At 57.5% G+C, this 12482-nt stretch carries 7 protein-coding genes; 6 read left to right on the top strand and 1 reads right to left on the bottom strand.

The window, feature by feature from the left end; all coding sequences use genetic code 11:
* Position 1: 1 nt before the first annotated feature.
* The 6 genes from dpdG to dpdD are packed head-to-tail and all read left to right on the top strand — an operon-like array spanning position 2 to position 12047.
* Complete coding sequence (gene dpdG / locus I3J27_RS34040) at positions 2–889, top strand: protein DpdG (protein WP_270163230.1); 888 nt, start codon at positions 2–4, stop codon at positions 887–889.
* Positions 886–3990, top strand: coding sequence for a protein DpdH (gene dpdH / locus I3J27_RS34035; protein ID WP_270163229.1), 3105 nt, complete (start codon positions 886–888; stop codon positions 3988–3990). Before dpdG ends, dpdH begins: the two co-directional genes overlap by 4 nt.
* A complete protein-coding gene (locus tag I3J27_RS34030; RefSeq protein WP_270163228.1) occupies positions 3987–4715 on the top strand; it encodes a hypothetical protein in 729 nt (242 codons plus the stop codon). The genes dpdH and I3J27_RS34030 overlap by 4 nt, the downstream gene beginning before the upstream one ends.
* Positions 4715–9262, top strand: a complete 4548-nt coding sequence (gene dpdJ / locus I3J27_RS34025; RefSeq protein ID WP_270163227.1) for a protein DpdJ — start codon at positions 4715–4717, stop codon at positions 9260–9262. Before I3J27_RS34030 ends, dpdJ begins: the two co-directional genes overlap by 1 nt.
* Entirely contained in the window at positions 9259–9798 is a 540-nt protein-coding gene (dpdK, locus tag I3J27_RS34020) for a phospholipase D-like domain-containing protein DpdK (RefSeq protein ID WP_270163226.1), read from the top strand. Before dpdJ ends, dpdK begins: the two co-directional genes overlap by 4 nt.
* Positions 9795–12047 (top strand): protein DpdD, encoded by a 2253-nt coding sequence (gene dpdD / locus I3J27_RS34015; RefSeq protein ID WP_270163225.1) that lies wholly within the window; start codon positions 9795–9797, stop codon positions 12045–12047. Before dpdK ends, dpdD begins: the two co-directional genes overlap by 4 nt.
* On the opposite strand, the gene queD is transcribed toward dpdD, so the two are convergent.
* Positions 12048–12473 carry a 6-carboxytetrahydropterin synthase QueD gene (queD, locus tag I3J27_RS34010; protein ID WP_270163224.1) on the bottom strand — a complete coding sequence of 142 codons (426 nt, stop codon included), beginning with the start codon at positions 12471–12473 and terminating at the stop codon, positions 12048–12050. It abuts the gene before it with no gap.
* Between the last annotated feature and the right edge of the window lie 9 nt (positions 12474–12482).

Below are 12482 nucleotides of genomic sequence, written 5' to 3'. Positions count from 1 at the left end.
TATGCCGAGCGACGGACTGTTCAACGTCTTGATTGTTCTGACGCGCGCGCTGGTGCGACTCGGCCCCAAATCTCGAAGCGAGCTCCTCAATGCGTGCGGGGCCGAACTGGATGGGGTGGATCCCAAGCACCTAAGCCAGTCGCTAACGAGGTGGACCGAACTTGGGCTGTTTGCTGTCGACGACGGCGTCATTGCGCTACGTGAACCGTATCGATCGTTGCTCGGCAGGAACGCCGATATCGCAGAGGCGCGGCTTCCAAAAGTCGCGCGCGAAATAGCTCTTGCGCCCGACAACAACGCTCGCTTCTGGGAGGCCGAAGAAAATAGGAGCGCGGATTTCAGTCGTGGCCTTTCCTGGATTTTGGCACAAGACGTCTACGCGCTGGACACGAGTTCTCACCAAAGGGTTGCTACGCTCGAGAGCACGCAAGTTGCTGATGACGCCAAGCGCATGCTGCAGAACGACACGCGCTGGAACGGGCTTCGCACCTGGATGCTTTATCTGGGTTTCGCCCGCGGCGGAGCACAGGTTACGATCGATCCGACGGATGCTGTCCGTGACATGCTTCCTAGCATATTCGGACGAGACGAATCGTTGCCAGCGCCTATTTTTGTTGAGCGCGCCGCAACTGCGCTGCCTGTATTGGACGGCGGTGCATACCGGTTAAAGATCGAAGAGGTACTAAAGGACTCGAACTGGACGCGCCCGAGCGAGGGTCATCTGTCGACTGCATTCTCACGCGCCATCCAGCGCTTGGACCGGGAAGGTCTCATTGCAGCTGAGAAGAAGAGCGACAGCGAGGAGGGCATCATGCTGACAGGTGTAGATCAGCGGCCCTGGCGCGGCATGACGCATATCCGCCGGATTCAAGCAAAAAAGGGCAAATGATGCTCAAGAACTATTGGCCTCAAGCTGCCGCAGTCAATGCTTGCATCAAGAATGAGGCTGAGACCGCAGACATCTCGGTATTGCTAGCGGTCCATCAACCCTCACCGCTAGTCCAACGCAATGCTGGCACCAATCTCACGACTCCGGCAACCGAGAAAGACCTGCTCGACGCCTTTCTGACGAATGATGTGCCTGGGGGCGCCCTGATAGTGCCGATAACCGGACCCTCCGGTGTCGGTAAGTCGCATATCATCCGCTGGCTTGACGCCCAGTTGCATCGCTCCCCCAAAAGCAGGCAGTTGCATATCATCCGGATTCCGAAGAGCGCTAGTCTGCGTACCGTAGTTGAGCTGATCCTAGCACCGCTTGCCAACGATCCTCGTTATGCCAAACCGAGTGCGGACCTGAACCGCGCGGTAGCTGAGGTCAACGTTAAGGACGCGGTCATCACTTTCCGCGCGCATCTCGAGAACGCGCTCAGCGCGCGGCGCGAACGAATGATCGCCGAACTTCGGGAACACCCGAACCGTACGCATCTCAAGGCGCTGATCGGTCATGCGGAAAAACTGCCCCGTCTCTTCTCCGATGCGGCCCTCGATCAACATTTCATAACCAACGTTCTAACTCGCGTTGTAGCTCGGGCGATTGGCGGTCGCTCCGAGAGCGACGATGAGACGTTGTCTCAATTCGCCGCCGAAGATCTGATGCTGCCACGGGAGATCGATCTCAACCAAGCAGCGAGGCAGGTTCGAGAATACTATCAGGTGCAAATCGCGATTGCGCCGGCCGAGCGCCTGAAGCCAATCGTTGACCTCCTGAACGATGCGGTGGACCCAGCGATTGCCAATGTGTTCCAACTCGAGCAGAGCACCGGGGGGATGACGCTTCAGGACATCATCCTGGCGGTTCGAAAGATCCTGTTCGAGGACGGCAAAGATCTCGTGTTGCTGATTGAGGATTTTCAAGCGCTCGCAGGCATTCAGGATGTTCTTCTTAAAGTCTGCATTCAGGAAGGTGAATATGAAGGAAAGAAGGTGCGTGCGACGATGCGAACTGCAATCGCTCTCACGGATGGCTACCTTGCTTTCCGGGACACGATTTTAACCCGCGCTCAGAGAGAATGGGTCATCGGCAGTCACGCGCAGAGCGATGAGCAAATCAAAGCTGGCGTGATCGAAATGATCGGCGCTTACTTGAATGCCGCGCGCTGGGGCGAACAGGAGTTGCGGCGGCTATTCAAGCAACGCGACTCCGAACAATCGATGGCCGATTGGATTCCCGTATGGCGTGATGAAGACCTAGGCGAGGAGGGCAGCGAGGCTGTCCCCGCATTCGGCTTCGACGCCAAAGGCGTTTCCCTGTTTCCTTTCAATAGGAATGCCATAGAACAACTCGCAGAGCGACATTTGTCTGAAGGCGCCAGGCTGATCTTCAATCCGCGGCGTGTCATCAACGAGATTCTACGGCACACGCTGTTGATGCGTCAGTCCTATGAGGCAGGTCAGTTTCCGCCCTCGGACTTCCAAGATTGCCGTCCTAATGCCACCATTGCTAACTGGATTCGCCAGAGCCACCAAGCCGAGCAGACCAGCCGGCGCCTTGCTACCTTGCTGGCGGTCTGGGGTGGAAATCCTGTAGACGTCGCGGCGATCGGTCATATTCCGCCGGCAGTCTTTACGACTTTCAGACTGCCAACACCGGCCGAAATTGCCAATATTCCGTTTGTACCCGAGCCACCTCGAGTCAAGGTGCCGGGGTCCAATCCGATTAAACCCTTGGAAACGGAACGTGACGATTGGACAAGTCCGGTTGTCCCAACCGTCGATCCCGAAATGGAGAAATGGCGGACTAGGCTCGAGGCTTGGGCCGTGGGTACACAACTCCCGCAGAAGGAGGCTAATGATGTTCGTAGCGCTCTCTTCGCGATGATGAAGGACGCGCTGAACTGGCCCAGTCTGCGCATGCGCGAGCCGCATCTGCGGGTAAGCTGGATCACAATTCCCAATGCCCGGGGTAACCCGCAATCCGGTCGCCAACTCAAGCTGTGCGACGATCATCTCGACGAGAATGGCACGGTTCGTGCGGGAATTCTTGGAGCTGTCCGGTTCGCCAAGGAGAAGCGTTGGACTTATCAAGGAGCTGATGACGACTATGTCGCAAGTGCGGCTCTCGTGGATCATCTCCTCGCACAAATGACGCCGCTAATCGTTGAGGACGCCAAAGCGGAAGCCGCTGCCCTTGCGCGATCACTTGTTACTCAATCGCGCATCGCTGGGCTCGCACCACCTATTCGTCCTTCAGGCGCCGATGCCACGCTCGCGGCTCTGTTTGCAAAGCCGGAGCCAAAGGAAAGGCAAGCCTTCGAAGACAATTGGGACAAGATGCGTGACACGGCACTCGGCTATATCGGTACAAAGTCTGCCCGCGATGTCCTTCAATCCGAGTTGCTGGAGCGCGTCGCAACCTTCCAGGGTTCCGGCGGCAAGGCCTTTGCGGTTGATATCGCGCGTCTTCTCGACGTCATTGCCGAAGACGCAGTTCCGGAGGCTGTCGATCGTCTACCTGATGAAGTCAAGGCCTTCATCCGACCACTTGGTGAGGCTCGGCTTTGGGGACAATTGACCCAAATCGTTGCAAAGTTGCGCGACTTTCGAACTCACATTAACGAGTTCCTCGACGAAAAGTTTGACAAAACAGGTTTCGTTTCGGACCTTCAGGAAATTATCCGATTGCTCAGCGCGACAGGAAGCTTCCCGTCCGACTGGCGGACTAACTTGCGTGATTTCGAACGGCGCCTCGTCGAGTTTCAGGCGAGCCCGATCGTTGATCTCGTTACCAAGGCCGCCACAATTGTTGACGAGGCCGATCGCGAGCAAATTCCTAAATTGCTGAACGCGCTTGGCTCGCTCGATCTCGGGCTTATCGGCCGCACCATGGAATTTCTCGCTTCCACCAACACGCTCATTGCCGCCGCCGAAAAAAGCGTCGCTCGCGAGGAGGCCGATCGTAGTCAGGCTGACCCCGAGACGCTTTGCGGTGAAATTACAACCCTGCTCGAAATTGTCGGCGGTTCTGTTCAGACTGCGGAGGCCGCCCAATGACAACTACGCTACCGGCGCGGGCAACAGCGCTCCGCGAGCGACTTGCTCGCCTTGATAAGTTGGGTTCAAGCGTAGCCGAAGCCGGTGATCTTGAGGGTCTGCGCGGCGATCTCGCTGGACGAGCTGAGAAGCTGGGTACTCACTTAACGAACCAGGTCAGGCTAGTCGATGCGGCTATTGCAGTGCCGCCGCCGGCTTCGTTGCTCGCCGCCCGTAAACGCGCCGGAGGCATCCTTGAGAGATTTCGCGCGCAGCCCAAGGCTTCAACGCTGAAGAGAGCGCAGGCGTGGAGGTCGATGCTGGACGAAATTGATACCGCATCGCGCGATCTCGCTTCGGCAGTCATGGCCGCTTGGCGGGCATACCGTCAGCATGTTTTCGCCGGCGACGCCCCGGCAGTCATCAGGTCGCGTCTTGCCCGGACAAAGGCGAACGACGCCGCTTTCAACGAGTATCAGAGACTTTTTGATCGGCTTAAGGCAGCTTTCGAAACACTGCCTGCTGATCGAGCAGCTATCGACCGCGTCAAAGAATTGGCCGCGGATCTTGAAGCAGTTGCGCAAAACTTTGATTTTGCGGTGCCCGCCGCGGTAAAGCAGTTTCTCGAGGCTGTACTTTCGGTCAGCGGAGCACCGCTTGCGCTGCTCACCCCTGAAGTTGTGAACTGGCTCAAGGAAAACGATAGTTTCGACAATTATCGCGTAAGTGCGAAGGGGCGCGGCTGATGAGCGATGAGACCATCATCCTCGCGGCGCTCGATCAGATAGAACAGCGAGAGGCGCGCCTCCTCACCTGGGGGCTGGTCGACGGATTCTTAACGTCTGAGGAAATCGCCGACCTCATAGATTCCCTGCTCGACGATCCTCGATACGCTGACGGGTCGAGCTTGGTTCGCGCCTCTCAAGTGATCGACGTGCTCAAAGCCCGAGCATTGCTATTCGATATTGGTGAGGCGCCCGGCACGCGATACCGCTCGCGTATGGCAGAGGCTGTACGACTGTTTTTTCGCTTGCGACAGCTCTTCCCAAAGCACAGTGGGTTGATCGGATGGCAAAACGCACCCACGCTGGTAGCAGATTTTCGCTTTATCTGGCGCCGCCGTCGGTATCCAAAACGCTCGATCAATGCCCTCGAGGCTTTAGCTGCGATCAGTGCGGTCACGTCCGATGGCTACGCCCGCCAGGCGATCGCTTCACTTATTGAGAGCTACGGGGTCAAATTTACGCTTGCTCGGTTTCAGGTCGCGGCTGCTGCACGCATCCTTGGAGGTTTCGAAAGTTCTCGCTCGATCGCGACGCTGGTGAGTGCGGGAACGGGCAGCGGAAAGACACTCGCGTTCTATCTGCCTGGGCTCGCTCGCATCGCTTCGCATATCCTGCGAGACGCGGCGACTAGTCGTTGGGTCAAAATCCTTGCGCTCTATCCGCGCAACGAATTGCTGAAGGATCAGTTTGCGGAGGTTTATGCGCAGGCCAGGCGGCTTGATGTCTCTCTCTCCGGGCGCGGACTTCGCAAAATTCTGATCGGTACATTCTTCGGACCAACGCCCTACAGCGCCGCCACCGCCCATGAGGCAAAGGGATGGCGGTCGCACGCAGATGGTATTGTCTGTGAGTATCTGCGTTGTCCCCGCGACGGTTGCGACGGCGAAATGGTTTGGGGCGAAGCCGACCGTCGCATGGGAACCGAGCGGCTATCTTGTCTCGAATGCGGAAAGCGAATTGAGAGCGACGAAATCATCCTGACGCGTAGCAGGCTTGAGCGGGAAAGCCCCGACATTCTGTTCACGACGACGGAGATGCTTAACCAGCGCATGGGAGACGACCGGGTTCGTCATCTATTTGGGCTGGGCGACCTTTGCCGACGACCGGTCGAGATGATGCTCCTCGACGAAGTTCATACATATTCCGGAGGCTCTGGCGCGCAGGTTGCCTTCTTACTTCGCCGTTGGCGTCACCTGCTCGGCAAACCGGTGAGCTTTGTTGGCCTTTCAGCGACGCTTACCGATGGCGCGCGCTTCTTTGGACGGCTGACAGGTTTAAACGAACATGCCTCCATTGAGGTCGCGCCGAGCGTTGGCGATATGATCGCCGAAGGTGCCGAATACCTGATCGCGCTGCGCGGCGATCCGGTTTCGCGCACAGCGCTCCTGTCGACCACGATCCAAGCCGCGATGCTGCTTTCGCGTATACTCGATGCACCCGACGTGCTTAAGAGCGAGGGTATTTTCGGCGAACGCCTGTTCCTGTTTGCCGACAACATCGACGTCATCAATCGAATGTATTTCGCGATGCTCGACGCAGAAGGCCGGCGGAGCACTGGTGCGGTTGACATGAGGCGCCACCCCAATGGCGGACTTGCTGTTCTGAGAAGACCAATGTCGAGCCAACAGCGCAAGCTTCATGGGCAGGACTGGGAAGTGCCAGTCGAAATCGGCCATAGCCTTCAGTCGAACGATCGCAAGTCCGTTGGACGGGTCATGGCGATGGATCCAGGGGTGGGCAACAATCTCGACATTATCGTCGCCACCGCGTCCCTGGAAGTCGGCTTCAACGATCCTCGCGTCGGCGGCGTCATCCAGCACAAGGCGCCTGTCGACGTCGCTCAGTTTCTGCAACGAAAAGGTCGCGCTGGCCGATCGCGGCGCATGCGGCCGTGGACTGTCGCGGTTCTTTCCGATTACGGTCGCGACCGTATTGCATACCAAGGCTATGACCTTCTATTTGATCCCCAAGTGCCTGTTCGGTCGCTTCCGATTGGTAATCGCTATGTCGAGCGAATCCAAGGTGTCTACGTAACGCTTGACTATCTCAGTCAGATGATCGGTCCAGGCACAAGGGGGAGTGTTTGGACAAATCTGGTCGGGCCGGCGTCAGCACCGAACCAACGCGAGCGGCAGGCGCGCCTGGCGAGCATAATGCGGCGTTTGCTGATCGACGCTTCCGAGCAGGACCGATATGCGACCTTCATATCTAACGCGTTGCGTCTCGGCACGGACGAGGTGCAATCATTGCTATGGGAACATCCACGGCCGCTGCTAACGCAAGTGCTACCAACGGCGCTTCGTCGGCTCGAGACCGGGTGGCGCGCCAACGGCCAGGCCGGCGGCGACTACCAGATCCGAAATTCACCGCTTCCCGAGTTTGTGCCGGCCAATCTCTTTAGCGAATTGAATCTTCCCGAGGTCGAGATCGTCTTGCCCCGAGCAGGAGGTGTGCCCCCGGATCCTGTTACAATGCCCATCGCACAGGCGATGCGTGAGTTTGCGGCAGGCCGCGTGTCTCGCCGGTTCGGGCTTAGCCATGGACGCGAACGTCACTGGCTGTGCCCGCAACCAGATCAGAATCGTGCCCAAAAATTTGCGCTCGATTCTTGCGTGCAGGCGGATCCACTCGGCGATTGGTTAATTCAATCATTTGCGGGCCCACGACGTGTTCCGGTGTACCGGCCGCGGGTCATCACGGTGCAGTTGCCTCCTCCCAATATTGTCGATACTTCCAACGCCAGACTGCGGTGGCGTACCCAGATCGTCGCACGTCAATCAGGACTTGTGCTTGAGCCGCCGCAGAGCAGCCATTGGGCTCGCCATGTTGCGGACGTGCGATTCCATACGCACCAGGGCCTCAGTCCGGTCGAACTAAGGCGCATGGCGCTCGTTAGCGACGCCACAATCAACTTTCAAGACGGGACCGCCCTTGTAAAAGAATTCAGCTTCGAAATGGGGGAGTCTCCGGCTGCACTGGGCTTTAGCTTGGCGGTTGATGCCATGACCATCAGACTGCGCTTTCCACAAGCCATGTGGTCTGATCTCGGTGACGAATCGGATATTCGCTACCGAGCAATGCGCACGGCTCGTTTTCACGACCAAGCCTTGCGCGGCGAATACCTCGTAATGGTGGACAGTCCGTTCGCCCGAGAATGGCTGGCGCACCTGCTGCTGGCCTCACTGAGCAACGAGGCAATCGCCAGGTCGATCAGCCTGCAAGGGGCTGCGGCTAATCTGGCGGGAGGCACTGCTGACCTGAGCTTACAGCAAACGCTCGATGTACTCTTTCAGTCGGCCGTGGTCGACGACATCAATGCGCAAGCCAATGTTCAGGACCGATTGCGGCAGGATCTTGCAGCCCTTCTTGCCGACCCAAGGGTCCATGCAGGCCTATTTGATCTAGCCGCGATTCTATGGACTCCGATCACCGCCGATTGGGAGCCGTGGCTCCGCGAGCGTTTCACTGCCACGGCGGGAGCGGCCGCCTTTAGCGCGGTCCTAAGCTTGTGCCCAGAGATTGACGGTGATGCTCTGGTCGTCGACATCGACGCGGGGCCTCGGGAGGAGGATGACGTCTTCGCGGGCGAGCCAAGCGCGGAAGTGTGGATCACCGAGTTGGCGCCGGGAGGCAACGGGCACATCGAGGAGGCTCTTCGTCAATATGCTGAGGATCCGCGCCGGTTCTTCAACTTGATGACCGCGGCTCTGCGCGATAACGACTTCTCGCTAAGCGACTTTCAACTTCAGCGGTACCTGGAGACTGTTGTCGAAAATGATACTGACGGCGGGGTGTCGTTGGCCGCGCAGGCCTTTCGCAGTGCCTACGGCGCGTACGAAAGCTACAGCGCCTTCTCCGTGCTACGTCAGTCTCTCGCTGAGGAAGGCTTTGCGACTTTTCATGCGTTCATCGTGGCGCTTGCCAACAGAGTGCTCCGGCCGGGGTCGAGTTCTGAGAGTGACGCGTTCTTTCTTGAAGCCATACGGCAGTGGAATGCGCAGGAGCAACGCCTGGGCGTCGAACTGGACGCGCGTGTCATCGCGTACCGACTTGCTCGACGGGGTGATATCGATGCCGCGCTCGCCTTTGCAGGTATAGATGCACCGACCATAAACCCTGACCAATGGCGCTTCGGCGTCATATACGGATTGCTTTGGCCTCGCGGAGCGCAGATTCGGCAATCAGGCCTTAGGCTCTACTCCCCCTACGTAGACCTCCCATTACCCGAACCGTTGTTGCTAAGATCCTACTTTGAAGAAGGTCTGTATTCGATCGATGTTAGCGAGGTCGATTGGAAAGAAAAATGCCTCGAACGACTCGCCGATGTCGGTGCCGTGACCTTATCTTGCCCCATGGCGTCTTCAGTCCTTCTCGCTGACGCCTTGAGCTTCATTGCAACCAATCCGGTTCAGGCCAACTATCTATCAGTCTTCGCGCGCGTCCAGGCGGTTCGACGCGTGGCGGATAGCCTTCAGGTCGACCTCGATGTCGCGGAGGCGCTTCAATGAGTTTCGAGACCCGCCGCATCTTCAAGAGTGCGGTGACCAGTCAGAACCTTATCCGCGAGCTGTTACAACTGATGTTTCTCGGCGAATTGCTCGCACCGCATCGCGATAGGGCATGGCTGGTCAGTCCCTGGATCAGCAACGTTGTGCTGTTTGATAATCGCGCCGGGGGCTTTGACGCAGTCAATCCCGATTGGGGTAGCCGTGAAATCCGACTTGTCGAAATTGCTGTGGACTTGATGGCGCGCGGGTCACGTTTAGGCATTGCAACGAGTTTCGACCAGCATAATGACGCACTAATCGCCGCGATCTCCGATGCCGCGGCTGAAGCAGGCCTGAGGGACAAGCTCACGATTGTGCGCCGTCAGCATCTGCATACGAAGGGTGTGCTTCTCAAGCGCGGTCTGTTGTCGGGCTCGATGAATTTGACCTACAACGGACTTGAACTAAATGACGAGATGGTCATCTACGACACCAGTTTGAAGACACTAGCTGAAGCGCGGCTGAACTTTGAATCGTATGCCGAGGGCGGCGCATGATCGATGGGTTGTCTACAAGCGATCTCGGATGGCTCCGCACGTTTTTCACCTCACCGAATGGGCTTGATTGGGAGGCTCTTCGGACCGGCGTTGTTGCGGTAGCCATTGCCAATCACATTCGACCATGGCTTCAAAAACTCGCAAGTCATGATCAGCGCGCGCCGATTCTCCTGCCCTTCATTCGTGATGGTAGAATTGCTGGTTGGTACGCGACAACCCAAACAGCAGAAGGTGGCCTCGAATTGGGGGCGGAACTAAAAGCTTGGCTCGGGCCGACGTTTTTAAGCACCTTCGATGTCGTACCGGTCAAATCGAACGACGCAATGGCGAAAGCGATGCGAAGTCGATCCGGCGGCATGGTCTATAGGTTTGCCGGGGCCGATCCTGAGAGCAACGAGAGAATTGCAGCACGGATCGCCGATTATAACGAAACGCTAAAGTTGCGCCCGCAGACGGTAAGCCAGACCGTTCGCCCAATCGGCAGCATCCGCGCAGAGTTCGACCGTGCTCTGCTTGCACAGGATGAATCGCGGGCGGAGTTGATGATCGCCGAACTTCGGGGAACCGGGCGGCTCAACGAAGAAAATATGCGCTATCTCGATGTCCGGCTCAAGGCAGGTCTTGGGTATTGGCCACAGATCGCGCGTGATCACTGGCTGGTTTCGACGATGTCGGACCTCGCTTTGCCGCCTCAGGTTCTCGCTGATATTATTGAGGCGCTTTACCGCACCTATATTGAGGAAGTGGAGGCGGGTGGCTCGCTGGTGCAGGTACTCCAGGCGTTCGAACTGCACATCGCTTGTCGCTATCCGCGACTGTTCGCGTCCCGCCGCGGCATCCGGACGCCGCGGGTTATCAAGGCCTTTCTACTGTACGAGCGCCTGCAAACCCGATCCGACATCAACATCCTCCACAATCTCTCATCTCTTCTCCCTGACATCGAGCGAGAAGGTGTCTGGGCGCAGGCGTTGTCGTCAGCATCAGAGGCACCTGCGGATACTGGGATCAGCGAGGCCGATGCTGAGGAGGCATTCGATGACGCGCAGTATGACCGAGCTTTCGAGTTCTTTCTCGCCCTGCCTCTCAGTCGAAAATCGGTGAGCCGGCTTCTCTTCTGTGTCTCTTTCATAGATACTGAAGAGGCAAAGAGCCGATTACTGGGCGTCATCGACGCTGCTCCAGCCATTGTCAGCAATCTCGCTCCTGCCGTTCAGGCCAAGCTAGAGGCCCTTCGCTCGAGAAAATCGCAGACCGCAGCGGCCGATGAACATCCGATTGCTTGGATGCGCTGGGCGAAACACGTCGCCGCCGGCCGTGATCTGGAGGCGGCTGAACTCCAGGCCCGTGATGCCGTGAGCGGTTGGGACATAGCGCCATTTCGCGAAAACGAAAAGCTCTCGAACTCGTTTGCGGAATTGATAGGCGGTGCTAGTGGGGATGCGGCCGCGCTGGTCCGCCGGTCTGTGCCGGATCTCATGGCTGCATTCTTTTCTGAGGAAAGTACGCCAACGCCTGCTTTGCGTTCGATCGCCAACATTTTGTTTCTTTTTATCGCCATGGAGGAGGTCCTCAGTCGCACAGATCTGGACTTGCTCGCTCAATTGTTCGGCCGGCTTCTCGAAATGGGCCTATCTGACGCCGACTATCAGTCACTCATCAGCGACTTGGAGGATGTGCAACGACGTGTCGGCTCGTATGCACATCTCCCTTGGAGCCTTGATATTTGCGAGGCATTGGCGATAGCGCCGAGCCCATCGGCATCCGCACGCGAGGCGAGGCTCCGCTTCTTTGTCCAGATTCTTGCACAGGCGCGCGGTTTCTCCCATAGACTTCGTCCGCAGGATTTACTGCCGATGGAGTTCCTCGCCAAAGATTATGGTATCGAGACAGCAACGCTTGATGCCCTTCGGCGCTCCAGCGAAACTCAAGAAGTCGCCTCTCGACCGCCCGATCTCGCGGGCAAGACGCTTGGCATCTACACCCTTTCTGAGAGTGCAGGCAGCCGCGCAAAGGATGCGCTCGAACGAATGTTCCCTGGCTGCAGAGTTGAAGTCAACTCAGACTTGGTTTGCACCCCAAGGCTTGCGAATCTAGCGAAAGCCTCGGACATGTTCGTGTTCGCTTGGAAAAGCAGCAGTCACCAAGCGTTCTATTGCGTGAAGGACGCCTTACCTGAGGGTGAGCCGATCTGGGCTGTGGGCAAAGGAACTGCCAGCATCTTAAGAGCAGTGTTGGATAATCTAGAGTAGTTAGGCGATCTTGACCTCAGCCCAACAGTCGTCGTTCTCATAAACTCTGACGCTTTGGCAGCCTGTGATGCGCTGCAAAAACCAAGTTGCAATGATCTCAGCGGTCGGATTTTCAAGGCCTTCGACGTCGTTCAACAACCGGTGATCGACCTTTCTTATGAGTGGCAAAATCTCGGCGTCGATTTCAGCGAAATCCATCACGAAACCGCGTGCGTCCAAAGCGCCAGATACGATCACTTCAACGCGATAGTTGTGGCCGTGAACGTTCTTGCATTTGTGCCCCTCCGGCAGGAGCGGGAGGTGATGGGCTGACTCGAAACGATAGGTACGGCCAATGCGGGTGACCGATTTGGAAGCCTGCGATGTTGGTTCAGTGCTGGCCGGCGTGCTCGACTCGAGATGAGCAGGCTTGACATGTGTTGTCATCCGCAGTGC

It is taken from the genome of Bradyrhizobium xenonodulans (assembly GCF_027594865.1).
Taxonomy (GTDB): domain Bacteria; phylum Pseudomonadota; class Alphaproteobacteria; order Rhizobiales; family Xanthobacteraceae; genus Bradyrhizobium; species Bradyrhizobium xenonodulans.
Note: the sequence above shows the minus strand (reverse complement) of the source record. Positions and strands in the feature narration are given on the sequence as shown.